The 24,478-nt window shown below is 67.9% G+C and carries 22 protein-coding genes and 1 pseudogene; 10 read left to right on the forward strand and 13 right to left on the reverse strand.

The window, feature by feature from the left end:
* Window positions 1-97: 97 nt before the first annotated feature.
* From hisN to QFZ69_RS05625, 4 genes are read right to left on the reverse strand one after another with little or no spacing between them, the layout of a single operon-like run.
* Window positions 98-910 carry a histidinol-phosphatase gene (gene hisN / locus QFZ69_RS05610; protein ID WP_264354456.1) on the reverse strand — a complete coding sequence of 271 codons (813 nt, stop codon included), beginning with the start codon at window positions 908-910 and terminating at the stop codon, window positions 98-100.
* A gap of 56 nt (window positions 911-966) precedes the next feature.
* Entirely contained in the window at window positions 967-2,082 is a 1,116-nt protein-coding gene (locus tag QFZ69_RS05615) for a ribosome small subunit-dependent GTPase A (RefSeq protein ID WP_306916229.1), read from the reverse strand.
* Window positions 2,066-3,508 (reverse strand): 3-phosphoshikimate 1-carboxyvinyltransferase, encoded by a 1,443-nt coding sequence (gene aroA, locus QFZ69_RS05620; protein ID WP_306916231.1) that lies wholly within the window; start codon window positions 3,506-3,508, stop codon window positions 2,066-2,068. The genes QFZ69_RS05615 and aroA overlap by 17 nt, the downstream gene beginning before the upstream one ends.
* Before the next feature lie 7 nt (window positions 3,509-3,515).
* Window positions 3,516-4,064, reverse strand: coding sequence for a DoxX family protein (locus tag QFZ69_RS05625; protein ID WP_306916234.1), 549 nt, complete (start codon window positions 4,062-4,064; stop codon window positions 3,516-3,518).
* A 408-nt stretch (window positions 4,065-4,472) separates the two neighbouring features.
* Here QFZ69_RS05625 and QFZ69_RS05630 point away from each other — a divergent pair, with 408 nt between their 5' ends.
* Entirely contained in the window at window positions 4,473-5,237 is a 765-nt protein-coding gene (locus QFZ69_RS05630) for a sigma-70 family RNA polymerase sigma factor (RefSeq protein WP_373461801.1), read from the forward strand.
* The gene (gene rsrA / locus QFZ69_RS05635; protein WP_306916235.1) at window positions 5,234-5,494 is read left to right on the forward strand and encodes a mycothiol system anti-sigma-R factor; all 261 of its coding nucleotides are present in this window, start codon (window positions 5,234-5,236) and stop codon (window positions 5,492-5,494) included. Before QFZ69_RS05630 ends, rsrA begins: the two co-directional genes overlap by 4 nt.
* A gap of 85 nt (window positions 5,495-5,579) precedes the next feature.
* On the opposite strand, the gene QFZ69_RS23235 is transcribed toward rsrA, so the two are convergent.
* From QFZ69_RS23235 to QFZ69_RS05655, 5 genes are all read right to left on the reverse strand, one after another.
* On the reverse strand, window positions 5,580-5,654 hold the full coding sequence (locus QFZ69_RS23235; RefSeq protein WP_104061284.1) for a 50S ribosomal protein bL37: 75 nt from the start codon (window positions 5,652-5,654) through the stop codon (window positions 5,580-5,582).
* Between the two features lie 94 nt (window positions 5,655-5,748).
* Entirely contained in the window at window positions 5,749-6,372 is a 624-nt protein-coding gene (locus QFZ69_RS05640) for a PadR family transcriptional regulator (protein ID WP_306916237.1), read from the reverse strand.
* On the reverse strand, window positions 6,372-7,199 hold the full coding sequence (locus tag QFZ69_RS05645; protein ID WP_306916239.1) for a DUF4097 family beta strand repeat-containing protein: 828 nt from the start codon (window positions 7,197-7,199) through the stop codon (window positions 6,372-6,374). The genes QFZ69_RS05640 and QFZ69_RS05645 overlap by 1 nt, the downstream gene beginning before the upstream one ends.
* A 174-nt stretch (window positions 7,200-7,373) precedes the next feature.
* Complete coding sequence (locus tag QFZ69_RS05650) at window positions 7,374-7,973, reverse strand: GDSL-type esterase/lipase family protein (RefSeq protein WP_306916241.1); 600 nt, start codon at window positions 7,971-7,973, stop codon at window positions 7,374-7,376.
* Window positions 7,974-8,088: 115 nt separating this feature from the next.
* A complete protein-coding gene (locus QFZ69_RS05655; protein ID WP_306916243.1) occupies window positions 8,089-11,877 on the reverse strand; it encodes a multifunctional oxoglutarate decarboxylase/oxoglutarate dehydrogenase thiamine pyrophosphate-binding subunit/dihydrolipoyllysine-residue succinyltransferase subunit in 3,789 nt (1,262 codons plus the stop codon).
* A 313-nt stretch (window positions 11,878-12,190) separates the two neighbouring features.
* Here QFZ69_RS05655 and QFZ69_RS05660 point away from each other — a divergent pair, with 313 nt between their 5' ends.
* The 6 genes from QFZ69_RS05660 to QFZ69_RS05685 all read left to right on the forward strand — a co-directional run bounded on the left by QFZ69_RS05660 (window position 12,191) and on the right by QFZ69_RS05685 (window position 19,381).
* Entirely contained in the window at window positions 12,191-13,678 is a 1,488-nt protein-coding gene (locus QFZ69_RS05660) for a GuaB1 family IMP dehydrogenase-related protein (protein WP_306916245.1), read from the forward strand.
* A 368-nt stretch (window positions 13,679-14,046) separates the two neighbouring features.
* Window positions 14,047-15,396 carry a hemolysin family protein gene (locus QFZ69_RS05665; protein WP_306916247.1) on the forward strand — a complete coding sequence of 450 codons (1,350 nt, stop codon included), beginning with the start codon at window positions 14,047-14,049 and terminating at the stop codon, window positions 15,394-15,396.
* Window positions 15,393-16,454 carry a hemolysin family protein gene (locus QFZ69_RS05670; protein ID WP_306916249.1) on the forward strand — a complete coding sequence of 354 codons (1,062 nt, stop codon included), beginning with the start codon at window positions 15,393-15,395 and terminating at the stop codon, window positions 16,452-16,454. Before QFZ69_RS05665 ends, QFZ69_RS05670 begins: the two co-directional genes overlap by 4 nt.
* A 106-nt stretch (window positions 16,455-16,560) precedes the next feature.
* The gene (locus QFZ69_RS05675) at window positions 16,561-17,553 is read left to right on the forward strand and encodes a metal ABC transporter solute-binding protein, Zn/Mn family (RefSeq protein WP_306916250.1); all 993 of its coding nucleotides are present in this window, start codon (window positions 16,561-16,563) and stop codon (window positions 17,551-17,553) included.
* 121 nt (window positions 17,554-17,674) lie between these two features.
* Window positions 17,675-18,490, forward strand: a complete 816-nt coding sequence (locus tag QFZ69_RS05680) for a metal ABC transporter ATP-binding protein (protein WP_306916253.1) — start codon at window positions 17,675-17,677, stop codon at window positions 18,488-18,490.
* Entirely contained in the window at window positions 18,491-19,381 is an 891-nt protein-coding gene (locus tag QFZ69_RS05685; RefSeq protein ID WP_306916254.1) for a metal ABC transporter permease, read from the forward strand. It abuts the gene before it with no gap.
* 16 nt (window positions 19,382-19,397) lie between these two features.
* On the opposite strand, the gene QFZ69_RS05690 is transcribed toward QFZ69_RS05685, so the two are convergent.
* Entirely contained in the window at window positions 19,398-19,859 is a 462-nt protein-coding gene (locus QFZ69_RS05690; protein ID WP_306916255.1) for a Fur family transcriptional regulator, read from the reverse strand.
* 103 nt (window positions 19,860-19,962) lie between these two features.
* Between QFZ69_RS05690 and QFZ69_RS05695 the strand changes: the two genes are divergently transcribed.
* On the forward strand, window positions 19,963-20,619 hold the full coding sequence (locus tag QFZ69_RS05695; protein WP_306916256.1) for an MBL fold metallo-hydrolase: 657 nt from the start codon (window positions 19,963-19,965) through the stop codon (window positions 20,617-20,619).
* 3 nt (window positions 20,620-20,622) lie between these two features.
* On the opposite strand, the gene QFZ69_RS05700 is transcribed toward QFZ69_RS05695, so the two are convergent.
* Entirely contained in the window at window positions 20,623-21,705 is a 1,083-nt protein-coding gene (locus tag QFZ69_RS05700) for a PLP-dependent cysteine synthase family protein (protein ID WP_373461928.1), read from the reverse strand.
* Between the two features lie 93 nt (window positions 21,706-21,798).
* Between QFZ69_RS05700 and QFZ69_RS05705 the strand changes: the two genes are divergently transcribed.
* A complete protein-coding gene (locus QFZ69_RS05705) occupies window positions 21,799-22,659 on the forward strand; it encodes a sulfurtransferase (protein WP_306916260.1) in 861 nt (286 codons plus the stop codon).
* A gap of 38 nt (window positions 22,660-22,697) precedes the next feature.
* Here the strand turns inward: QFZ69_RS05705 and QFZ69_RS05710 are convergent.
* Together QFZ69_RS05710 and QFZ69_RS05715 are read right to left on the reverse strand one after the other, a co-directional pair.
* Window positions 22,698-24,231 (reverse strand): annotated as a pseudogene (locus tag QFZ69_RS05710) (DUF222 domain-containing protein).
* A complete protein-coding gene (locus QFZ69_RS05715) occupies window positions 24,173-24,373 on the reverse strand; it encodes a hypothetical protein (protein WP_306916262.1) in 201 nt (66 codons plus the stop codon). Before QFZ69_RS05715 ends, QFZ69_RS05710 begins: the two are co-directional and overlap by 59 nt.
* Between the last annotated feature and the right edge of the window lie 105 nt (window positions 24,374-24,478).

Here is a 24,478-nt window from a genome sequence, read left to right on the forward strand (position 1 = left end):
TCCTTGAGGAGCCGGGCCAGCCGGGGAGCCCGGCCAGGAAAACAACGACGGCGGCTGCCCCGCCCTGGGAGCATCCGCCGTCGGCCGGGGGTTCGGCTTACAGCAGGTCGTCGAGGCCCGGGTTGAGCCGCTTGAGGACCTCCGAGTGCAGGATGGAGTTGGTCGCCAGGGCGTTGCCGCCGAAGGGCCCGTCCTCGCCCTCGAGGGAGGTGAAGCGGCCGCCGGCTTCCGTGACGATCGGGACCAGGGCTGCCATGTCGTACAGGTTCAGTTCCGGCTCGCAGGCGATGTCGACGGCGCCCTCCGCCACCAGGCAGTAGGACCAGAAGTCGCCGTAGGCGCGCGTGCGCCAGACTTCCTCGGTCAGGCCGATGAACTCGTCGAGGTTCCCGCGTTCCTTCCAGCCGCCCAGGCTCGAGTAGGACAGCGAGGCGTCCGAGAGCTCGGAGATGTTGGAGACTTTCAGCCGGGTCGCGGAAGCGAGCGAACGCCCGGTGTAGGCGCCCGCACCCTTGGCCGCCCACCAGCGCTTGCCCAGCGCCGGGGCGCTGACGACGCCGACGACCGGCTCGCCCTCGTCCACGAGGGCGATCAGGGTGGCCCAGACCGGGACACCCCGGACGAAGTTCTTGGTCCCGTCGATCGGGTCGATGATCCAGCGCCGGGAGCCGTGGCCGGAGCTGCCGAATTCCTCGCCGAGGACGGCATCGCGCGGCCGGGAGCGGGACAGCTGGCCGCGGATGGCTTCCTCGGCGGACTTGTCGGCATCGGTGACCGGGGTCAGGTCGGGCTTCGTTTCAATCCGAAGGTCGAGCGCCTTGAAGCGGCTCATGGTCTGGGAATCTACGGAATCTGCCAGTACATGGGCAAGGCGCAGGTCATCGTTATAGCTCGAAGCGGGTTGGCTCATGGTTCCAAGCTACCGCCAAAGCGGGCGGCCCGCCGGGAGGCCACGTTCCCGGAGGCTCAGGAAACGGTGCCGAGTTCCTTGACGTCCTGCGCTTCCATCCGCGGGTCCGTGCCCAGCAGGCGGCGCAGGGAGGCGAGCCGGGCCGGGCCGGACGGTCCCGCATGGCCTGCCGTCACCCAGGCGTCCACGCCGCAGTTGACGGCGCTGGCGTCATGCTTGCAGCCCCGCTCACAGGCGTCGGTGCCGGGCTCGAGGTCCGGGAAGGACCGCAGGATCCGGTCCGGATCCACATGCGCCAGGCCGAAGGAGCGGATACCGGGAGTGTCGATGATCCAGCTGCCGGCCGGCGCCTCGTTGACCTTAAGCGCCAGTGCCGAGGAGGAGGTGTGCCGGCCCCGGCCGGTCACCGCGTTGACGCCGCCGGTGGCGCGCTCGGCACCGGTGAGGGCGTTGACCATGGTGGACTTGCCGACGCCGGAGTGGCCGAGCATGACCGTCACCTTGCCGTCGAGGTGGCCGCGCAGCTGCGACACCGCGTCCTTGTCCAGCCGGGCGGACAGCCCGTCGTCCGAGCGTGCATCGATGCCGGAGGCGGCCGAATCCGCCGTCTTGCTGATGATGACCGGGAAGTCCAGGTGCCGGTAGTTGGCGAGCAGCTCGGCGGGATCCTTGACGTCGGCTTTGGTCACCAGCAGCAGCGGGTCGATGCCGGCGTCGTACGCCGCCACGAGGGCACGGTCGATGAACCCCGTCCGCGGCTCGGGATTGGCGGCCGCCACCACGATCACGAGCTGGTCGGCGTTGGCGACGACGGCGCGTTCGATCGGGTCGGTGTCATCGGCACTGCGCCGCAGCAGCGTCCTGCGGTCCTGGATCTTCACCAGCCGGGCCAGGGTGTCCGGTTCACCGGTGACATCACCCACGAGCGAGACGAAGTCGCCGGCCACCACGGGGTTGCGGCGCAGCTCCCGGGCCCGGGCCGCGATGATGGTCCGCTCCGATCCGGCGCCCTCGTCAACGATGGCGGTGTAACGGCCCCGGTCAACGGTGATGATCCGGCCGGTGACGGCGTCGTCATGGCTGGGACGGTCCTTGGTGCGCGGCCGGGTGCCCTTCTTGTTGGGACGGATCCGGACGTCCGATTCGTCCCAGGAATCAGTGCTGCGGGCCACGGGCGGCGTCCTTCTCCTGGGCGCCGGGCACTGCGGGGTCCGCCGGGCCCGCCTCGTCGGCGCTGCCCTGGGCGAGCATGGCTTCCCAGAGCCGGGGGAAGTCCGGCATGGTCTTGGCCGTGGTGGCGATGTCCTCGACCTCGACGCCGGGTACCGCCAGGCCCAGGATGGCCCCGGCAGTGGCCATCCGGTGGTCGGCATAGCTGTGGACGACACCGCCGTGCAGCGCGGCCGGGCGGATGATGAGCCCGTCGCCGGTTTCCTCGGCGTCCCCGCCGAGGCGGTTGATCTCGGCCACGAGCGCAGCCAGCCGGTCCGTTTCGTGCCCCCGGAGATGGGCAATGCCGCTCAGTCGGGACGGGCCGCTGGCCAGCGCGCACAGGGCCGCGACGGTCGGCGCGAGTTCGCTGGTTTCATCGAAGTCGCCGCCGGTGATCTCCGGGCCGCCGGTGACGGTCAGCATCCCGTCCTCCAATGTGACGGCCGCTCCCATGGTGGTCAGGATGCTCCGCCAGAGATCGCCCACCTGGGTGGTTTCGGCCGGCCAGTTGGGGATCCGCACGGTGCCGCCGGTTGCCAGCGCGGCCGCCAGGAACGGGCCGGCGTTGGAGAGGTCCTGTTCGATCCGGTGGTCGAAGGCACGGATGCTGCCGGGGGAGACAACCCAGTGGTTGGGACGGGAGTCATCGACGTTGACTCCGACCGTGCGCAGCACCGCGACCGTCATGTTGATGTGGTCAAGGCTCGGCACGGGCCTGCCGGGGTGTTCCACGCTCGCGTGTTCAAGGTGGAGGCCCTCCGCGAAACGGGCGCCGGCCAGCAACAGGGCCGAGACGAATTGCGAGGAAGCGCTGGCGTCGATGATGAGATGGCCGCCGCGGACGGTGCCCGTGCCGTGGACGGTGAAAGGCAGGGACGACGCCGCACCGCCGTCCGGCGCCCTGACCTCGACGCCCAGGCCGGCCAGCGCCTCGATGATGGTTCCCATCGGCCGCTTGCGGGCCTGCGGGTCGCCGTCGAACAGCGTCTCACCGCGGCGCAGGGCCGCCACCGGCGGGACGAAGCGCATCACGGTGCCCGCGAGCCCGCAGTCAATGCTGGACGCGGACGCCGGCGCATCCAGGCCGATCGGTGTGATTTCCAGGTCCGGGCCAAAGATGCCGTCGCCGGGAACCTCGGTAATGGTGGCGCCGAGCTGGCGGAGCGCCTCGATCATCAGCGCCGAGTCACGGGAATGCAACGGAGCCCGCAGGCGCGAGGGGCCGTCCGCGAGGGCAGCGAGCACCAGGTACCTGTTGGTCAGGGACTTGGACCCAGGAACGGTGACTGTCGCGTCGACGGGCCGTCCGGCATGCGGAGCCCGCCAGTGCGGTGCCCCGCCGGCCGGGATGGGGTGGGCAGCTGCTGTGGGGGTGGCGCCTGTCATTGTTTCCTTATGCTCCGGCCGTGTGGTCTACGGCCCTGCGGACGGCTTTGTCGGCCTTCTTCAACTGTTTGCCCGTGGTCTTCTTCACGTCCGAGGCGAGGTGTCCGGCGCTTTTCCTGGCATCGGCTGCGAGGTGCTCCGCGCGCCAGGCCAGGCCGGGCTTTCCGTTCGTGTCCACGGAGGCGAGCAGGACGCCGCCGGTCAGCGTGACGTTCTTGAGCAGCTGCTTGCGGCGGGAATCGCGGCCCTCCTTGGAGGAACCGTCAGCGCTGCGCCACTCGACGTAGCCGTTCAGTGCCGTGATCACGGCCAGCACAGTGGCGGCCAGGCGCGACGCCTTGCCCAGGGCGAGGCAGACGCCGGCGCCGACCTGGGTGCCGCCGAGAACGCGGGCGAGGACCTTCTCGTCAGTCTGGAAGGGCAGCGACGCAGCCGCGCCGCGCAGGAGGGGAGACAGTTGTGCCGCAGTGGCATCCGCGTTCTTCAGCTTGTCCATGCCCGCGAGGACGAAACTGGAGGCGAGCATGGGCCGGGCGAGAAAACGGACAAAGGACATGAATTTCCTCCTGGATGGACGAACCGCGGAATCGAAGCGGGAGAACCGGTTCCAGTCTTGCACTTTTGCGGAATATTTGCCCGTTGCGAGTGGTTGTGAATGGCAGGTTCCGGGCGCGTCGCGCGGCCGGATTTTGAGTGGGGTCGGGCCTGGAACGACGGGCCGGACCCACAGTCCAGAACAGCGGTCGGGCAGCGGTGCAATGAGGGCGGCGCCGTAACGGTGGCGGCTGTGCCGCGGCACGATGAAGGCACGGAAGGCGGAAATGTGTTGCTCGTGAAGGAAAGCGTAAAGCTGGGGACCGGGCCCGGTAATCCCTGGCTCAAGCAGAAGCCTGTTCGCGGGGTCGAGTCCCTGGGCGGCGCAGTTTCGGGTGCCCCGCGTACGGTGACAGTAGACTTGAAGGCAATGAGTTCCATGGATCCGGCCGTTGCGGCCACGCACGAGGTTGCCGGAAACGACACCACGCCCAATACGACACCCGTAGCCAGCCCGGTTGGCGCGTCTCCCGACCCTGCCCGGGAGATGATCGTGGACGGGCAACCGCTGGACACCGCCACGGAAACCGGAGAAGAGCGCCGGGTCCGGTTCGAACGTGATGCCATGCAGTATGTGGACCAGCTCTATTCCGCCGCCATGCGGATGGCCCGCAACCCGGCCGACGCCGAGGACCTGGTCCAGGAGGCCTACACCAAGGCGTTCTCGGCCTTCCACCAGTACAAGCCGGGCACCAACCTGAAGGCATGGCTGTACCGCATCCTCACCAACACCTACATCAACCTGTACCGCAAGCGGCAACGTGAGCCACTGCAGTCGAATTCGGACACGATCGAGGACTGGCAACTGGCCCGGGCCGGGTCGCACACCTCCTCGGGCTTGCGGTCGGCCGAGGCGGAGGCCCTGGACCATCTGCCGGACTCGGACGTGAAGCGTGCCCTGCAGGCGATCCCGGAAGAGTTCCGGCTGGCCGTCTACTTCGCCGACGTCGAGGGCTTCGCGTACAAGGAAATTTCAGACATCATGAACACCCCGATCGGGACCGTCATGTCCCGGCTGCACCGCGGCCGGAAGATGCTGCGCGACATGCTCGCCGACTATGCGGCCGAGCGGGGATTCAAGGCCGTCGAACCCACAGCAACGGCCGGAAGCAACAAACAGGAGAACAGGAAATGAGCGACTGCCAGGGACTGGGCGACTGCGACGACGCCCGGATGCAACGTATCTACGAGTATCTCGATGGGGCGCTCACGCACGATGACATCGCAGAGATCAAGGACCACCTGGAGGGCTGCCCGGAGTGCTTCGAGCAGTACGACCTCGAATGTGTCATCCGTGTGATGGTGAAGCGTTCGTGCACGGAGGCTGCCCCCGAGAACCTGAAGAACGCAATTCTCGACCGGATCCACGCCAGCAACCCGGTAGAAGCCTGACCAGTTGATCCCATAAAGCGAATGACCCCGGATTCCGTGAGGACTCCGGGGTCATTCGCTTTAAAGCTGTAATCCAAGCTTTTGCTTAGGCGTTGGGGCGCTTACCGTGGTTCGCGCCGCCACGCTTACGGTCACGACGTTTACGTGCACGTTTGCTCATAGCTGGCCTCCTTAATCTTGGTACTCAAAAGAGCTGCCCTCAAGTCTCCCACATCACGGGTTAGGCCGCGAACCGGGCCGGCGATCACTACGGCTCAGCCGTCCAGGGAATTGCGGATGGAGATCCGGGCCTGGTCCAGCACGGTCTTGACCGTCTCCAGCGTCACCGGAGTGATCGGCCGCCCGCTGCCGTGGCGGCGCAGTTCAATGCGGATGTCGTCGCGGAAGGCCTGGACCAGCATCTCCGCTTCCCGCAGCCGGCGGTCCCCCTCCTGGGAGTAGCGCGGGCCGGTCGCTGAGCCGGGTGCCGGCGCGGCGGAGCGGGCTGCGGAACGGGCGGCCTCGGCCGTCGCAGCCAGGTCCGCCCGCAGGCCCTGCATGTTGATCCGGATGTCCTGCCGGAGGTTGTCGGCGAGCCGGCGGACGGAGGCGGAGATGTCGTTTTCGACGCCGGCGAGTTCGTCCCGCCTGCGGTTGAGTTCCACGAGCCCGGCCGGGGTGATGTTGTAGTTTGTCCTGCGCCCCTCGGACTCGGTGGCGACGAGCCCCTCCTCCTCGAGTTTCCCGAGGCGGGGGTAAATCGTGCCGGCGCTTGGGGAGTAGGTGCCGCCGAAACGTTCGCTGAGTGCCTTCATGAGTTCGTAGCCGTGCTTGGGGCCGGACTCGAGCAGGGCGAGCAGATACAGCCGCAAGGCGCCGTGGGCAAAGACCGGAGGCATCAGCTGGCCTGTTCGGTATCCGCGGCCGGCTGGCCGTGGAAGATCGAGGTCTTCCCGGAGACGGAGTTGGTCCGGACCAGCATGAGCTGCGTATCCGGCCCGGCGATCGTCTGAACGGAACCGCCGGGCAGCGTGTATTTCTGGTCGTCGATGATGACGGCACCGCTGGCGGACTTCGCGACGATGTCGACGCCGACGTCGTGCGGGAGCCGGATGGTGACGTCGCCCGAGACGGAATTGGCACCGAAGTCATGGGTGAAGCCGTGCAGGTCGAAGCTGAGGTCGCCGCTGACGGTGTTGGCCCGGATGTTGCTGAACTCGCCCGAGGCCGTGACTTCCCCGGAAACGCTCCTGGCCGTCAGGATGCCGTGGTGGTTGCGGGCGATCACTTCCCCGCTGACGGTGCTGACCGCCAGCTCACCGGAGGTGCCGTCGGCGAGGACGGAGCCGGAGACGGTGCTGAGGCGGCTGTGGCCGCTGATGCCCGACACCATGCCATCACCGCTGACCGTGCCGGCCTCCACGTCCACGCCGGCGGGCAGGGCGATGCTGATCACGACGGCGTTGCTGCTGCTGTTGTTGACGGTTCCCATGAGGTTCTTGAACCAGCCCTGGGCGCCGTGCAGCTGGTGCCGGACCTCCAGCCGGCCGTTCACCAGCGAAACGGCGAGCGGGTCCCCGGAGATTTCGGAGACTTCGACCCGGGCCACGTCCTCCTCATGCGTCACGATGTCGAAGCGTCCCCGGACGATGCCGAGCTTGAGCGAGCGGACGCCGTCGACGTCGATGACCCGCGGGCCGGTCACGGTCCAGCTGTTCTCTTCCATGGTTCCTCCGGAGATAGGCTCTCATCGCACAGTTACGATATATCGTGACTGGTGCAGCTCACGCTATATCGCCTTTTTGATGCGGTCAAGATATATCGTGAACCTGTTCCGGAGGCGTTCGGAGGGCGCCCGCAGGGCGAGGCCGGCAAGGGGAGCATCGCAGGCCGGTCCTGCTTATTCCGGCGCGTCCATGCCCAGCCACTGGAACCAGCCGCGGTGCAGCACGAGCCACGCCATCAGCCCGTAGCCGGCCTGGCCGGGCGTGCCGCCGTTGGCCGCAAGGTCCTGGCGCCACTGTTCGTGGTTCAGCAGCGGTGAGAAAGTGTCCACGTAGACATGCTTGCGGCGCGTGGTGACGTCGGCGAACGCCGTGTTGAGATCACCGAGCCGGCGGTTCTGTGCGGGATCGAGCGTGGGCGGCGGTCCGACCACGAAGACCTCGATCTTGTTCTGCGTGGCCGAGTCCAGGATGTTCGCCAGGTTCAGCCGGCTGCGGGCCGTGGACAGCCCGAACTCAATGTCGCGGCCGGAGAGCCCGATCACGAGGCGGTTCTCGTGGTGGACGCTGAAGCGGCGGCTGGCCTCCTCGAGCCAGCGCGCGGCCAACCCTTCGGTGCCTTCCTGCGGGCAGGGCAGGGAGTAGCTCTCCACCGCTGCGCCGTCCTGCGGAGTGCGGGCCAGCACACGGCCCAGCCAGCCCAGCGCGCGGGGATCACCGAGCCCGGCCAGCAGCTCATCGCCAACGGCTGCGATCCGCAGCTTTCGATCTTCCACGACTACCTCTTCAGTCCACCGCGTCAATTAAACGGAATCAATTGAACACAGACGATTAAACAAAGCTGCCCGGCCGGAGTCGCGTTCTTCCATCTCCGGCCGGGCAGCTTTGAACTTATTTACGTGCGAATGCCTGCTTGAGCAGGGCATCCTGCTCGGCTGCGTGGCGCTTCATCGACCCGGCCGCGGTGGAAGCCGAGGCAGGACGGGAAACGAGGCGCACCCGGCGGTCAAGGGAGTCCGGCAGGTTGAGGCCCATGAACGGCCACGGACCCTGGTTGGCCGGCTCATCCTGCGCCCAGACGACGTCGGCGTTCGGGTACTTCGCCAGCTCCGCGGCGATCTCGGCGGCGGGCAGCGGGTAGAGCTGCTCGACCCGGACGATCGCCGTCGTCTTGTCCTCGGTCTTCTGCCGGGTGGACAGCAGATCGTAGTACAGGCGTCCGGAGACCAGCAGCACGCGCTCGACGGCGTCGGCCTGCAGCTGCTCGTGCTCGGGGATGACGGTCTGGAAGGTACCCGTGGTGAAGTCCTCCACGGAAGAGGCTGCGGCCTTGAGGCGGAGCAGCTGCTTCGGCGTGAAGATGATGAGCGGCTTGCGCGGCCGGCTGTACGCCTGGCGGCGCAACAGGTGGAAGTGCGAGGCCGACGTCGTGGGGTTGGCCACGATCATGTTCTCCTCGGCGCACATCAGCAGGAAGCGTTCGATCCGGGCGGAGGAATGATCCGGTCCCTGGCCTTCGTAGCCGTGCGGCAGCATCAGTACGAGCGAGGAGCGCTGGCCCCACTTCTGCTCGGCCGAGGAGATGAACTCATCGATGATGGTCTGGGCGCCGTTGACGAAGTCGCCGAACTGCGCTTCCCAGAGCACGAGGGCATCCGGGCGTTCCACCGAGTAGCCGTACTCGAAGCCCATGGCGGCGTATTCCGAGAGCAGGGAGTCGTAGATCCACAGCTTGGCCTGGTCCTCGGTGAGGTGGGCCAGGGGGATCCACTCGTCGCCGTTGGCGCGGTCGTGGAAGACCGCGTGCCGCTGGACGAACGTGCCGCGGCGGGAGTCCTGGCCGGCGAGCCGGACCGGGACGCCTTCCATGACGAGCGAGCCGAAGGCCGCGAGCTCACCGAAGCCCCAGTCAATGCCGCCCTCGCGGGACATCTGCTCACGCTTTTCCAGCAGCTGCTTGAGCTTCGCATGGACCGTGAAGCCCTCCGGAATGGCGGTGTGGGCCTTGCCGATCCGGGCCAGCGTCTCGGCGGAAATTGCGGTCGACGCGGGGGCGTTGTTGCCGCCGTCCGACTGCTGCGCGATCGGGCGCTCCAGGTCCGAGATTGCCGCGGAGTCCGCCGTGATGATCGGAATCGGCGAGGTCTGCGCGGCGTGGGTTTCGGCGAAGACCCGCTCGAGGCGTTCCTGGTAGTCGCGCAGCAGCTGCTCGGCTTCTTCCTCGGTGATGTCACCGCGGCCGATCAGGGATTCGGTGTAGAGCTTCCGGACCGACCGCTTGGCTTCGATCAGGTTGTACATCAGCGGCTGGGTCATCGACGGGTCATCGCCCTCGTTGTGGCCGCGGCGCCGGTAGCAGACCATGTCGATGACAACGTCCTTGTGGAAGCGCTGGCGGAACTCGTAGGCGAGCTGGCCGATCCGGACCACTGCCTCCGGGTCATCGCCGTTCACGTGGAACACCGGTGCCTGGATCATCTTGGCGACGTCCGTCGAGTAGGTGGACGAGCGCGAGGACGACGGTGCGGTGGTGAAGCCGACCTGGTTGTTCACCACGATGTGGATGGTGCCGCCGGTGCGGTAGCCGCGCAGCTGGGACAGGTTGAGCGTTTCCGCCACCACGCCCTGGCCCGCGAATGCGGCGTCGCCGTGGACCATGATCGGCAGGACGGGGAACGCCTCGCCCTGGTCCAGACGGTCCTGCTTGGCGCGGACGATGCCTTCGAGGACCGAGTCCACCGCTTCGAGGTGGGACGGGTTGGCAGCGAGGTAGACCTTGGTCTCCTTGCCGTTGTCCGAGGTGAAGGTGCCTTCGGTGCCGAGGTGGTACTTCACGTCACCGGAGCCCTGCACGGAGCGCGGGTCCTGGGTGCCCTCGAATTCGCGGAACACCTGGGCATAGGTCTTGCCGGCAATGTTGGTGAGCACGTTGAGCCGGCCACGGTGGGCCATGCCGATCGCTACCTCGTCGAGTTCGTCGTCGGCGGCGTCGGAGATGATGGCGTCCAGCAGCGGAATCAGGGACTCGCCGCCTTCCAGCGAGAAGCGCTTCTGGCCGACAAACTTGGTCTGCAGGAAGGTCTCGAAGGCTTCGGCGGCGTTGAGCTTGGAGACAATGCGCAGCTGCTCGTCGCGGCTCGGCTTGGAATACGGGTGCTCGAGCTGGTCCTGGAACCACTTGCGCTCGGCAGGGTCCTGGATGTGCATGTATTCGATGCCCGTGGTGCGGCAATAGGCGTCACGGAGGACGCCGAGGATGTCGCGGAAGGCAAGCACCGGCTTGCCTCCGAAGCCGCCCGTGGGCCATTCGCGGTCCAGGTCCCACAGCGTGAGGCCATAGGTCAGGACGTCGAGGTCCGGGTGTTTGCGCTGGACGTACTCCAGCGGATCGGTGTCCGCCATCAGGTGTCCGCGGACGCGGTAGGAGTGGATGAGCTGCTGGATCCGGGCGACCTTGTTGATCTTTTCTGCGGGGTCAACCTGCAGGTCGGGGCTCCAGCGTACGGGCTCGTACGGGATGCGGAGGGACTCGAAGATCTCGTCGTAGAAGTTCTGGGCACCGAGCAGCAGCTGGTGCACGAGCTTGAGGAACTCGCCGCTGCCGGCACCCTGGATGACGCGGTGGTCGTAGGTGGAGGTCAGCGTGAGGACCTTGCTGATGGCGTTCTGCGCGATGATCTTCTCGCTGGCACCCTGGAATTCGGCCGGGTAGTCGAGGGCGCCGACGCCGATGATGGCCGCCTGGCCCTTGGACAGGCGTGGTACCGAGTGCACCGTGCCGATTCCGCCCGGGTTCGTCAGCGAGACGGTGGTGCCCGAGTGGTCGTCCGCGGTCAGCTTGCCGGCGCGGGCGCGCTTGATCAGGTCCTCGTAGGTGTGCCAGAACTCGGAGAAGTTGAGCGTCTCCGCCTTCTTGATGTTGGGCACCATGAGCAGGCGGGTGCCATCCGGCTTGGGCATGTCGATGGCGATGCCGAAGTTCACGTGGGCGGGCTGGACCGCGACCGGCTTGCCGTCGACTTCGTCGTAGTACACGTTCATGGAGGGGAACTGGGCCAGGGCGCGGATGACGGCGTAGCCGATCAGGTGCGTGAAGGAGACCTTGCCGCCGCGGGCACGGGCGAGGTTGGAGTTGATGACCACGCGGTTGTCGATCAGCAGTTTCGCCGGGATGGCCCGCACGCTCGTGGCGGTCGGAACCTCCAGGCTCGTGATCATGTTGGTGGCGATGGCCTTGGCGGGGCCGCGCAGGACCGAGACGACGTCCTCTTCGGGCGCCGTCGGGGCCTTGATGTTCTTGGGCAGCTGGGCCGGGATCGGCTGCGTGCCGGGTCCGGCCTCAGTGGTCTTAGTGATCTTGGCGCCGTCCCGGGCGACGGTGGCCGGGTTCCTCTGGCCAGCGGGAGGAGCCGTGGCCGGAGCCGGAGCCGCTGGCGACGCCGGTGCTGCGGCAGCAGGAGCTACGACGGGAAGTTCGCGGGTTGCCGGGTGCACAGCGGGCGCTGCGCCCGAGGCCCCGTTGGAGGAAGAACCATCACCGGCGTCGAAGGATTCGAACAGCGGCCACCACTTGGCGTCCACGGAGTTCTTGTCCTGCTGATACCGCTCGTACAGTTCGTCAACGAGCCACTCGTTTCCGCCAAATTCCTCTGGTAGACGGTGGCTAGGCTGCTCTGGCACTTGAAATACGCCTCTTCCATGAGTTTGATTCCCACTGATTTCCACGGTGCCTCAGCACGACGGTGGACCAGTCTCCGCGTCCAGTGAACCCAGACCTCTGCCAGTCTAGTGACGATTCTTGCCAAACCGCCAATAAGGGTGACTCAAATCATGTAGTCATCGGGAGCCTTCGCCGCGGCGCCCGGACGACGCCTGCGAAGGCGGCTTCTGCAGCAGCTCCACAGGCCCGTCAGCCTCGCCTAGAATCGCTCTGGGAAGACTTTTAAACACCCACAATGCCTGTGAGCACCGAGAATGCCTATCGAGGAGCAGCGTGCGATTCCTGAATGAGCCCACCACCGACCTGACGTATTCGGACATCTTCCTGGTCCCGTCCCGCTCCGGTGTCACCTCGCGGCTGGACGTGGACCTCTCCGCGGACGACGGAACGGGCTCCACGATTCCCCTCGTGGCCGCGAATATGACGGCGGTGACCGGCAAACGCATGGCCGAAACGATGGCCCGGCGCGGCGGACTCGCGGTCCTGCCGCAGGATGTGCCGCTCGAGGTGATCCGGGACGTCACTTCCTGGATCAAGGCCCGCCACACGGTCCTCGAGACCCCTGTCACCCTCTCGCCCTCCGATACGGTCATCGATGCGTTGCACCTGATGGGCAAGCGGCCGCACGGCGCGGTGACCGTCGTCGACGACAGCGGCGCCGTAGCCGGCGTCGTCCGCGCGGCGGACTGCGAGGGCCAGGACCGCTTCGCGTCCCTGGCGTCGGTGCTCCGCCACCCGACCCTCGTGCTCGACGCGGCCCTCTTTGACGGCGTGTTCGACGGCGCGTTCGACGGCGGGAGCGACGCCGCGTCCGAGGCGGCGCTCCGCCGCGCGTTCGACGCGATGGACGCGGCCGGCACCGACTACGTGCCGGTGCAGCAGGGCGGCTCACTCAGCGGTGTTCTGACCCGGAAGGGCGCTTTGCGCTCCACGCTGTACCGCCCCGTTCTGGATGATTCGGGCCGGCTCAAGGTCGCTGCCGCGGTCGGGATCAACGGTGATGTCGCCGGACGGGCCGCCGAACTCCTTGCCGCCGGCGTGAACGTGCTGGTCCTCGATACCGCGCACGGCCACCAGCAGAAAATGTTCGACGCGCTGGGCGCCGTCAAGGGCATCAACCCCGGCGTGCCGGTGGTGGCGGGCAACGTGGTCACCGCGGACGCGACCCGGGAGCTTATCCAGGCCGGGGCAGACATCGTCAAGGTCGGCGTCGGGCCCGGCGCCATGTGCACCACGCGGATGATGACGGCGGTAGGCCGTCCCCAGTTCTCCGCCGTCCTGGAATGTTCCGCGGCGGCGCGCGCCGCCGGGGGCCGGGTCTGGGCCGACGGCGGCGTCCGCTACCCGCGTGACGTGGCCCTTGCCCTGGCGGCCGGGGCGAGCCAGGTCATGATCGGATCCTGGTTCGCCGGCACCCACGAGAGCCCGGGGGACCTGCAGCTGGATGCCGGCGGCCGGCAGTTCAAGGAAAGCTTCGGCATGGCCTCGGCGCGGGCGGTGCAGAACCGCAACCAGCGCGAGGGTGCCTTCGAAAAGGACCAAAAGGCCTTGTTCGAGGAGGGCATCTCCACCTCCCGCATGTTCGTGGACCCCGCCCGGCCCGGCGTCGAGGACCTGCTCGACACGATCACGGCCGGCCTCCGCAGTTCGATGAGCTACGCCGGCGCCGCGGACCTGGCCGCGTTCCGCGAACGGGCCGTTGCCGGGATCCAGTCCGCGGCCGGCTACGAGGAGGGCCGCCCGGTGCCGCAAAGCTGGTGATCATCGCCGGTGGTTGCGTGGCCGTCCGGGGACTCCGTCGCCGGTCGCCACCTGACGTCCGGCGGCAGGCGCTCCTGTAGACTGGCATTCTTATGGACAGTAAATCTAGGTGCCGGCCTGGGGGCTGCCAGCGGAGAACGAAAACCGTTACCGCGCAGTCCACCCGCAGAGCCGGCAAACCCCGTTCACGCGCCCCTCGCTCACCGGCAGCACACGAGCCCCGAGCCTTCCAGGAAACAGGGTCAGCGCACGCCGACCATCCTCCGCCGGGCCCATCCCAGAGGCCTCCAAGGACCGGGACTTCCTGCGCCCGCCACCGCGCCGCCCCGATTCCACGCTGTGCCGCAGCCCCGGAAGCAGGCCGCTAGATGGAGTGGTTCCTGCTCGCAGCCGGCCTGCTGCTCATTCTTGGCACCGGCTTCTTCGTAGCCGTCGAGTTCTCCCTTGTCGCCCTGGACCAGGCCACCGTCCAGCGGGCCGTGGACAACGGCGATACGGCCGCCGCGCCACTGCTCAGGTGCCTGAAATCCCTGTCCACCCAGCTTTCCAGCTGCCAGCTCGGCATCACCATGACCACATTGCTGACCGGCTACGTCATGGAACCGTCGGTCGGGAAGCTGCTCGAAGGGCCCCTGACCGTACTCGGGTTCCCGGAGGCGGCCGCGGCCTCGGTGTCCCTGGTGCTCGCGATGGCCTTTGCCACGCTGCTGTCGATGCTGATCGGCGAGCTGGTGCCCAAGAACATGGCCATAGCCTTGTCCTTTCCGATCGGGAGGGCCCTTGCGCGTCCGCAGCTGGTCTTCACGGCCATCTTCAAGCCCGCCATCGTGGTGCTCAACGGCTTCTCCAATATGATCCTCAACGTCTTCGGACTCGAGGCCAAGGAAGAGATCTCGGGCGCCCGCACCCCGGCCGAACTGGCGTCCCTCGTGCGCCGTTCCGCGGCGATGGGAACGCTGGACCTTGGAACCGCCAACTTCGTGGCCCGGACCCTTAAATTCTCTGCGCGGACGGCCGCGGACGTCATGACGCCGCGCATCCGGGTGGAAACGATCGACGCGGACCAGCCCGTCACCGACATTGTGGAAGCCGCCAAGCGCACGGGCTACTCGCGCTTTCCCGTCATCGGCGAGTCCTCCGACGACATCCGCGGCGTGGTCCACGTCAAGAAGGCCATAGCCGTTCCCTCGGGCCGGCGGGCCAACCTTGAGGCCGGTGCCATCATGACCGACGTGCTCCGCGTTCCGGAAACCATCCACCTCGACGCCCTGCTGGCCGAGCTGCGCGAAGGCAACCTGCAGCTGGCCGTGGTCCTCGACGAATACGGCGGAACCGCCGGCATCGCGACCCTGGAGGACCTCGTGGAGGAGATCGTCGGAGAAGTCGCGGATGAACATGACAAGGTCAGGCCGGGGGTGCTGCAGAGTGCCTCGGGGGACTGGTACTTCCCGGGACTGCTCCGGCCCGATGAACTCTCCGAACAGATCCCCGGCCTGACCGTGCCCGACGAAGCTGCCTACGAAACCGTGGGGGGTTACGTGATGAGCAAGCTGGGCCGCATCGCGTCCGTCGGAGACACCGTCGACGTCGGCGGGGGGACCTTGAGCGTGACCCGCATGGACGGGCGTCGGATCGACCGGATCTGCTTCCGGCCCGCCCGCTTCAGCGGCGGGGAACCCGGGGACAACCAGAAGTCCGGCCGGGTCGGTGCCGCATGAGCGACTGGGCGGGAATTCTCTGGCTCGTCATCCTGCTGATGGGCAACGCCTTCTTCGTGGCCGCCGAGTTTGCGGTCATGTCCGCCCGCCGGAGCCAGATCGAACCGCTTGCCGAGGCCGGGTCCAAACGGGCACAGACCACCTTGCGGGCGATGGAAAACGTCTCCCTGATGCTGGCCTGCGCCCAGCTCGGCATCACGGTCTGCTCGCTGCTCATCCTGCAGGTCGCGGAACCCGCCATCCACCACCTGATGGCGGTGCCGCTTGAAGCCGTGGGCATGCCGATGGAAATCGCCGACGTCGTCGCGTTTGGGGTCGCGCTGCTGGCCGTCACCTTCCTGCATGTCACCTTCGGCGAGATGGTGCCGAAGAATATCTCGGTTTCCGTCGCGGACAAGGCAGCCCTGCTGCTGGCTCCGCCGCTGATGTTCATCGCCCGCGCGGTGAAGCCGGTCATCGTGGCCCTGAACTGGTCCGCGAACCACATCCTGAAGCTGATGCGGATCGAGCCGAAGGACGAAGTCACGTCCTCCTTCACGCTGGAGGAAGTCCAGTCGATCGTGCAGGAGTCCACGCGGCACGGACTGGTGGACGACGACGCCGGGCTGATCACAGGTGCGCTGGAGTTCTCCGAGCACACGGCGTCGCGGGTGATGGTCCCGCTGGAGAAGCTGGTGATGCTTAAGGCAGCCACCACGCCGCTGGAGTTTGAGAAGGCCGTGAGCCGGACCGGGTTCTCGCGCTTTCCGATGCTGGATGAGGATGGCATGCTCTCCGGTTATCTGCATGTCAAGGATGTGCTCTCCATCGCCAACGGAGCGTACCGACAGCCGATCGCCGAGAGCCGCATCCGTTCGCTGGCAAACCTGGCGATGGACGATGAGATTGAGAAGGCCATGTCCGTCATGCAACGGTCCGGCTCGCACCTGGCCCGCGTGATCGGGCCGGACGGGAAGACCCAGGGCGTCTTGTTCCTCGAGGATGTCATTGAAGAACTCGTCGGCGAGATCCGGGACGCCACCCAGGCGACCGGCTACCGGAGGCTCGGACAGGACTAAGGCAACAACGGGAGGTAGCCCTAAATAGGAATCATTCCTATTTAGGGCTACACTTCTAGCTGTTGCTATTGCTCCTGATTCTCATTACCAGATCCGAGGTTCCCCCATGCGTCGTCCTACTGCCCGTGCCATAGTGACCGCTGTTGCCGGCCTCAGCGTGATGCTGACGGCCTGCAGCCCGACGGCGGAGAGCGCCCGGACGGGTGACGGCGACGGTGCAGACGGCGTTGTTGAGGTGGTGGCCTCCACCAGCGTCTACGGCGACATTGTCAGCACCATCGGCGGTGACAAGGTGCGGGTCAACTCCATCATCGCGCGCACGAGTCAGGACCCGCACTCCTATGAGGCCACCACCCAGGACAAGCTGGCCGTGTCCAAGGCCGAAATGCTCGTCGAAAACGGCGGCGGCTACGACGACTTCATCCACAAGCTCGCGGACGACGCCGGGCTGGACCACGCCAACGTCCTGAGCGCCGTCGAGCTTTCCGGGCTGGCCCCGGAGGAAGACGCCGGCGCCCACACCGAAACATCCGACGCGAGCGGCCACGGCCACGACCATGAAGGCTTCAACGAGCACGTCTGGTACAGCCTGCCGGCCATGTCACGGCTGGCCGACGCCGTCGCGGCCAAACTCGGCGAGCTGGAACCGGACTCCGCCGGGACCTTCAAATCCAACGCGGCGTCCTTCAAGGAATCCCTCGCGGGTCTTGAAGCCAAGCTGGCCACAACCGCAGCTATCGCCTCATCCGGCCAGGCCGGCCCGGCGGCGGTCGCCGTCACCGAGCCTGTGCCCTCGTACCTGCTGGCGGCTGCCGGCCTGGAAGACCAGACTCCCGCCGAGTACAAAGCAGCCATTGAATCCGGCTCCGACGTCCCGCCCGCCGTGCTGAAGGCCGCCGTCGACCTGGTCAGCTCCGGCGGCGTCAGGTTGCTGGCCTACAACTCCCAGACCGAAGGTCCCCAGACGCTGGCGCTGAAGGAGGCCGCAGCAGCGGCAGGCGTTCCGGTGCTGAACTTCAGCGAAACCCTGCCGGACGGCAAGAACTACCTCCAGTGGATGTCGGACAACGTCGACGGGATCACCAGGACACTGTCCTGAGACCAGGGCGGACGGCGGCGGCAACCGCCACCGGAACGTCCGGTCCCCGGAATACAGGGGGCCTAAGATTGTCGGGACAGCGCGAGCAGAACGACTTGCGCAGAAATCGAGGAAATCCACGTTGACACCCGTAGTCAGCCTCCGCGGTGCCTCCCTCTCGTTCGGCAAACGGACTCTCTGGGAAAACCTGGACCTGGACATCCACCCGGGCGAGTTCTTCGCCGTCCTCGGCCCCAACGGCAGCGGGAAGACCACTTTTCTCAAGGTGCTGCTCGGGCTGCAGGAGCTCACCTCGGGGACGGCGGTACTGGGCGGACACCCGGTCGAACGGGGCAGCCGGCGGATCGGTTACATCCCGCAGCAGAAGTCCTTTGACCCGGACACGCCACTGCGCGCCCGCGACCTCGTCGGGCTCGGCATCGACGGCCACCGCTGGGGGATTCGCCTCGGGGCCGCCACGGCTGGCCGCAGGATTGACCGGCTGCTCGAACTCGTCGGCGCCGAAGAGTATGCCAAGGTGCCGGTCGGCCAGCTCTCGGGCGGCGAACAGCAGCGGCTGCGGGTCGCCCAGGCCCTCGCCACGGACCCGAAGGTCTTGCTCTGCGACGAGCCCCTGTTGTCCCTCGACCTCCAGCACCAGCATGCCGTCAGCGGCCTGATTAATGACCAGTGCCGTGAGCAGAACAGCGCCGTGGTGTTCGTGACGCATGAGATCAACCCAATCGTGGACTACGTCGACACCGTGCTCTACCTGGCCGGCGGACGCTTCCGGGTGGGCAGGCCGGAGGACGTCATGACCACCGAGGTCCTTTCCGACCTGTACGGCAGCCATGTCGAAGTGATCCACGCGAACGGCCGGATGGTCGTGGTGGGCGTTCCGGATGCCACCACGCACCACCACGAGGATGCCCACGCCGTCGCAGGGGAGGTGGGCTAGTTGGACCTCGACAACCTGCTCAACTCGATCTTCAACTTCGAGAACTACGGCGAATTGCTCGTTCTAGTCCAGAACTCGATCTGGGCCGGGGCTGTCCTGGGCCTGTTGGGCGGCCTGGTCGGGACCTTCGTGATGAAGCGGGACCTGGCGTTCGCGGTGCACGGCATCTCCGAGCTCTCGTTCGCGGGCGCGGCGTTTGCCCTCCTGGTCGGCGTGGACGTGGTGCTCGGTTCCCTGGCCGGGTCGGTAGTGGCGGCGCTGCTGCTGGGCCTGATGGGCGTCCGTGCCCGGGACAAGAATTCGACCATCGGCGTTCTCATGCCCTTCGGACTGGGCCTGGGCATCCTGTTCCTGTCGCTCTATGAAGGCCGGGCCGCCAACAAGTTCGGTCTGCTCACCGGACAGATCGTCTCCGTCGGAACCGTCCAGCTCCAGGTGCTGGCCGGTGCCGCCGTCGTAGTGATGCTGGCCCTGATTGCCATCTGGCGGCCGCTGACCTTTGCCAGTGTTGATCCCGACGTCGCCGCGGCCCGCGGGGTACCGGTCCGGGCCCTTGCCCTCGGGTTCATGCTGCTGCTGGGCGTCAGCGTGGCGCTTTCCATCCAGATCGTGGGAGCCCTGCTGGTGCTGGCGCTGTTGATCACGCCCGCCGCCGCGGCCTTGCGGGTGACGTCCTCGCCCCGGCTGGTGGTGGCCCTCAGCGTGGTCTTCGCCGTGACCGCGACGGTGGGCGGCATCTTGCTGGCCCTCGGCGGCCGGCTTCCGATCAGCCCCTACGTGACCACCCTTTCGTTCCTGATCTACGTGGTCTGCCGGCTGATCGGCGGCATCCGGGCCAAGCGCGGCATCAACGGCCGGGTGCTGCGGAGCGAGCCGGTTCCCGTGTCCTGAGCCGGCCCGGCCGTGGCTATTTGCCGGCCTGCCTGGCCCTGCACTCCGGACACAGCCCGAAAATCTCCACGGTGTGCTCCACGGCGGTGAAGCCGTGCTCCTGCGCGATCCGGGCGGCCCACGCCTCAACGGCGGGCGCCTCGACTTCAACAGCCTTTCCGCAGTTACGGCAGAGCAGGTGATGGTGATGCCCGGTAACGGCGCAGCGCCGGTAGACGGCCTCGCCGTCGGCATTCCGGAGCACGTCCACGAGGCCGTCGTCGGCGAGGGACTGCAGAATCCGGTAGGAGGTGGCAAGCGAAACCGAGGTGCCCCGCTCGTGCAGGATACGGTGAAGCTCCTGCGTGCTCACGAAGTCCGCTAGCTCGTCGAGGGCGGCGGAGACCGCGAGGCGCTGCTTGGTGACGCGCTGCTCCTTGCCTGCGGCGGGAGCCGGGGCAGGGGTCCTGCTGCCGTCGGCGGGGGCGCCCTGGGACATTGACGAACTCACTTCACTGTCGGTTTCGTTGGCATGCTGGCAATGTCCAAGATTACCAGCCGGGGTCGTGGACACCGCGACGCCGGGTCCTTAGGCTGGCCCGATGAAGCTGACGAAATTCACCCACGCGTGTGTCCGCCTCGAAAAGGACAACAAGGTCCTGGTATTCGACCCGGGAAACCTCTCGGAGACGGACGAGGCGTTGGCCGGCGCGGACGCCGTGCTGATCACCCATGAGCATCCGGACCACATCGACGTCGACGCCGTCGTGGCCGCCCTGCTGGCCAGCAGCTCACTGCAGCTCTTCGCGCCGGCCGGTGTGGCGGCGCAACTGCGCGACAAGGCGCCCGACGCCGGGTCCCGGATCCATACCGTGGCGCCGGGGGAGAAGTTCGACGCCGCGGGGTTTGCTATCCGGAGCTTCGGCGGGCAGCACGCCGTGATCCATCCCCAGATTCCGGTGGTGGCGAACGTCGGCTATGTGGTGGATTCCAATGTCTACCATCCGGGGGACTCCTTCGCGGTACCCGACGGTGTCGAGGTCCAGACCCTGCTGGTGCCGATCCACGCGCCCTGGAACAAGGTGGGGGAGGTAGTGGACTTCGTGATCGGCGTCCGGGCGCCCCAGGCGTTCCCCATTCACGACGGTCTGCTCAACAAGAGCGGGCTGGGCCTCGTCGAGGGGCATGTCACGCGGATCGGTGCGCACTACGGCACCGAATACCGGCACCTCGCCAGTGGGGACTCGGTGGAGGTCTAGAGCCTAGGCCGGCCACACTCCGGTCCCGAAGAACTCGCCGAGGGTGGCTTCGTGGGGGTCCGGGTCAAGACCCTGGGACTGCAGCCACTGCGGGCTGTAGTAGTTGCCCGCATAGCGGTCGCCGCCGTCGCACAGCAGGGACACCACGCTGCCGCGGCGGCCCTCGGCGATCATCCCGGCGATGAGCTGCCATACGCCCCAGAGGTTCGTGCCGGTCGACGGGCCGGCGTGCAGCCCGGCGTAGCGCCCAAGGTGCCGCATGGCCGCCACCGAGGCGGCATCCGGGACCTGGATCATATGGTCGATCACGGCCGGGACGAAGCTTGGCTCCATCCGGGGCCGGCCGATGCCCTCGATCCGCGAGGGGAGACCGGTGGCCTTCGAAGATACCGCGCCGCCGTCGCGGCAGTCCAGCCACGCCGGGTAGAACGCCGAGTTCTCCGGGTCGACGACGGCCAGCCTCGTGTTGTGCCGATGGTAGCGCAGGTACCGGCCGATAGTTGCGCTGGTTCCGCCGGTTCCGGCGCCAACGACGATCCAGCTCGGAATCGGGTGCTCTTCGAGTGCGAGCTGTCCGAAGATCGACTCGGCGATGTTGTTATTGCCGCGCCAGTCCGTGGCCCGCTCGGCATAAGTGAACTGGTCCATGTAGTGGCCGTTGCAGCTCCGGGCCAGTTCGGCGGCGGCCTCGTAGACCTCCGAAGCGTGGTCCACCAGGCGGCAGGAGCCGCCGTACTGTTCGATCAACGCAATCTTTTCCCGGCTGGTGGTCCGGGTCATGACCGCGATGAAAGGCAGGCCCAGCAGCTGCGCGAAGTAGGCTTCCGAGACAGCCGTGCTGCCGCTGGACGCCTCCACGATCGTGGTGCCCTCCTTGATCCAGCCGTTGACCAGGCTGAAAAGGAACAGTGAGCGCGCCAGCCGGTGCTTGAGGCTGCCGGTCCGGTGCGCGGACTCGTCCTTGAGGTACAACTGGACGCCCCAGTGCTCCGGGAGCGGGATGGAGTACAGATGGGTGTCGGCGGAGCGGTTGTTTTCGGCGTTGATCCGGCGGATGGCCTCGTCGGCCCAGGCCCGGTCCTGCATACTCTCTCTCGTCACGGCACCAAGCCTACCGGCGGCTGCCACGCGCCAACGATGCCCTGACGGATGCCCGGCCCGCATGGATAGAGTTGGCAGATGCAGACACTTATGGACGCAGCCTCACTGAAGGACCGGCTGGACTCCGGCCGCCGCACCGTACTGCTGGACGTGCGCTGGGCCCTCGGCGATCCGCACGGACGCGAGCACTATCTGAAGGAGCACCTTCCCGGCGCCGTCTTCGTGGACCTTGCCACCGAACTGGCGGGCCCCGCAGACCCGGCCCGCGGCCGGCACCCGCTCCCGCCGCTGGAGCAGTTCCAGGCATCGGCCAGAGCCTGGGGCGTCCGTACCGGCGACGTCATGGTCGCGTACGACGATAGCGGCAACATGGCCGCCGCGCGGCTCTGGTGGATGCTCCGGAACGCCGGCCTTACTGACGCCTGTCTGCTCGACGGCGGACTGGCCGCCTGGCGCGCCGCCGGATACGCGACGGAAAGCGGCGAACGGCAAGCGGAGACCGGGGACGTCGTTCTGTCGGACGGTGCCATGCCCGTGATCGACGCCGGGCGGGCGGCTTCCTGGGCCACACAGGGCGTGCTGCTCGACGCCCGGGCCGGCGAACGTTTCCGCGGCGAAATCGAACCCGTGGACCCGCGCGCCGGCCACATCCCGGGTGCGGTGAGTGCCCCCACCACCGGCAACCTCGGCGATGACGGCCGGTTCCTGCCGGCCGAAGAGCTGCGCGGCCGCTTCGCGGGCCTCGGCGTGCGGCCCGGCGCCCGCACCGCTGTCTACTGCGGTTCGGGCGTCACGGCAGCCCACGAAATCGCAGCCCTCACCATCGCCGGATTCCCGGCCGCGCTCTACCCGGGCTCCTTCTCGGAATGGTCCTGCAACCCTTCGAACGAGGTCGTGACTGGTCCGGCGCCCTATGCCGACAGCATCGCAGCGGATTAGCTGCCGCTGGCGCGCGGGTGCCGCCGACTATCGCACCGTTAGGCGGCCGGCTGCACTGCGAGGCGCGGCCGCCTGCGTATCTTTGCCCGATGCCGGAGTTCCTTCCGCTGGCTTCCGGCGGCGGGGTCGGGCGGATCTGGAGGACCGGCCGCATTGTGGGCGAGGGCCGTTCCGGTCATACCCGTCTCGGTCACACCCGTGCCGGGCAGGGGTGGCGCGGTGGAGTGGTAGCTGTGGCCGGTGGGGGTGGTGAGGTCGAGGCCGTGCCTGTGCTTGTTGGAGCCGGCGGCCCGGGTCGTGGCCGGCTTGTCCAGCCGGGGGTTTCCTTGGTGTAGTTGCAGGCTTCGCAGCGCCCGGCACCGTTGGCCGAGGTGGTCGGCCCGCCGTGCTGCCACGCAATGATGTGGTCCAGATGCCGGATCGGGGCGTCGCAGTAGGGGTGCGGCAGGTGTCGTCGCGGGCCTGGAGGAAGCGTCGGAGCCCGGCGGGGAAGAGCCGGGCCCGGGAGTCCATCGCGACCAGGTCCCCGGTGCCGGGGGCGGTGTAGAGCCGCCGCAGCCAGGTCTGCAGCTGGGGGTCGCCGTCGCTGCCGGCGACGCCGCGGGTTTCCGCACCGCCGGCCCAGTTCCCGGCGGCGCCGCGGGTGTCCGCACCGCCGGCCCAGTTCCCGGCGGCGCCGGCGCTGCCGCCCCCACTGAATTTGCCTCCGGTGCCCGGCGCTGAGCCGGCGTTTTTGATCAGTTCGCGGGCCCAGCCGGCGGGGACGATGCCGTAGCCGGGGAGCCGGGCGGGTTCGCTGTCGCCCTGGAACAGGGTCCGGTCGGTCAGAACGAGCTGGATCTCGAGTCCGGTGATCCCGCCGGGGGTGCCGGTGAGGCGTTCGACGAGCCCGTCGGCCATCAGCTGCCCGCGGCCCCGGGGATCCCCGCCGGCGCGGAGCGAATCGGCCTGCCGGGACAGGGCGGCGTAGGCGGCGACGCCGGCGGAGACCGGGAGCAGCGCGGTCAGGTACGTCATGGTGTCCGGGGCGGGGCGGAGGCTGACGTGCCGGTCACCGGCGGCGTGGCTGGCCCGCTCCGTGACCGAGCGCGGGTCCCGCCGGTAGGCGCAGGCCCGGGCCGCGGCAACCATGGCCCGGTCGCCGGCGCCGGTGAAGGATCCGGTGTCGGCGGCGAGTTCCTCGTCGACGGCGCAGCGGTCCGCCGCGGACAGGCACGCGGTTTCCCTGACCAGGAGGGTGGCGCGCCATTCGTTGAGCTGCCCGGTCTCGAGCGCGGCGAGGGTGTGCGGCATTTCGGTCACGAGGGCTTTGGCCAGGCCCAGGAGCCGGCCGCCGCGGGCCGGGGATTCGCGCCGGGCGAGGGCGATCTGCGCCGCGACCCCGGCCCCGAGCTCGGCCGCGGGTATCCCCGCGGCACGCTGGGTCCGGCGCTGGGCGACATCGAAGGCGACCGCGATCCGGGCCTGCAGCGCGGCCGCGGCGGACTTCAGATCCTCGAGCTCCCGGAGCTGGTCAATCAGCCCGGGCCCCGGCACCGCCGCAGCCGGCCCCGCCGTCGTCGTGTTCGGCACCGAAGGCGCCGGCCCCGCCGCCGTCGTCGAGGTGGGAAACGCGCATGGTAGCGAGCAGGCGGGCGACATCCGGAACCGTCGCGCCGCTTCCAGCGCCGCCCCGTCCTCCCCGAACCACTTCGGGCTCCCTATTGCCGTCCATGAACCAACTCAATCAGAGACCTACGACATTTATCGCGCCGATGTCCTGCCGCTTCCGACGACCGCGCGCAGAAATTGGCCATGTTCCGGCGGCCGGGGGTAGCGT

The organism is Arthrobacter sp. V1I7 (genome assembly GCF_030817015.1).
In the GTDB taxonomy this organism is placed as follows: domain Bacteria; phylum Actinomycetota; class Actinomycetes; order Actinomycetales; family Micrococcaceae; genus Arthrobacter.

Bases quoted from the DNA above. Each gene is read 5' to 3' on its own strand.
- hisN (WP_264354456.1), bottom strand. From the start codon at position 910: ATGAGCCAACCCGCTTCGAGCTATAACGATGACCTGCGCCTTGCCCAT.
- aroA (WP_306916231.1), bottom strand. From the start codon at position 3,508: ATGACAGGCGCCACCCCCACAGCAGCTGCCCACCCCATCCCGGCCGGC.
- QFZ69_RS05625 (WP_306916234.1), bottom strand. From the start codon at position 4,064: ATGTCCTTTGTCCGTTTTCTCGCCCGGCCCATGCTCGCCTCCAGTTTC.
- QFZ69_RS05630 (WP_373461801.1), top strand. From the start codon at position 4,473: ATGAGTTCCATGGATCCGGCCGTTGCGGCCACGCACGAGGTTGCCGGA.
- rsrA (WP_306916235.1), top strand. From the start codon at position 5,234: ATGAGCGACTGCCAGGGACTGGGCGACTGCGACGACGCCCGGATGCAA.
- QFZ69_RS05640 (WP_306916237.1), bottom strand. From the start codon at position 6,372: ATGCCTCCGGTCTTTGCCCACGGCGCCTTGCGGCTGTATCTGCTCGCC.
- QFZ69_RS05645 (WP_306916239.1), bottom strand. From the start codon at position 7,199: ATGGAAGAGAACAGCTGGACCGTGACCGGCCCGCGGGTCATCGACGTC.
- QFZ69_RS05665 (WP_306916247.1), top strand. From the start codon at position 14,047: ATGGAGTGGTTCCTGCTCGCAGCCGGCCTGCTGCTCATTCTTGGCACC.
- QFZ69_RS05670 (WP_306916249.1), top strand. From the start codon at position 15,393: ATGAGCGACTGGGCGGGAATTCTCTGGCTCGTCATCCTGCTGATGGGC.
- QFZ69_RS05675 (WP_306916250.1), top strand. From the start codon at position 16,561: ATGCGTCGTCCTACTGCCCGTGCCATAGTGACCGCTGTTGCCGGCCTC.
- QFZ69_RS05690 (WP_306916255.1), bottom strand. From the start codon at position 19,859: ATGTCCCAGGGCGCCCCCGCCGACGGCAGCAGGACCCCTGCCCCGGCT.
- QFZ69_RS05695 (WP_306916256.1), top strand. From the start codon at position 19,963: ATGAAGCTGACGAAATTCACCCACGCGTGTGTCCGCCTCGAAAAGGAC.
- QFZ69_RS05700 (WP_373461928.1), bottom strand. From the start codon at position 21,705: ATGCAGGACCGGGCCTGGGCCGACGAGGCCATCCGCCGGATCAACGCC.
- QFZ69_RS05705 (WP_306916260.1), top strand. From the start codon at position 21,799: ATGCAGACACTTATGGACGCAGCCTCACTGAAGGACCGGCTGGACTCC.
- QFZ69_RS05715 (WP_306916262.1), bottom strand. From the start codon at position 24,373: ATGGACGGCAATAGGGAGCCCGAAGTGGTTCGGGGAGGACGGGGCGGC.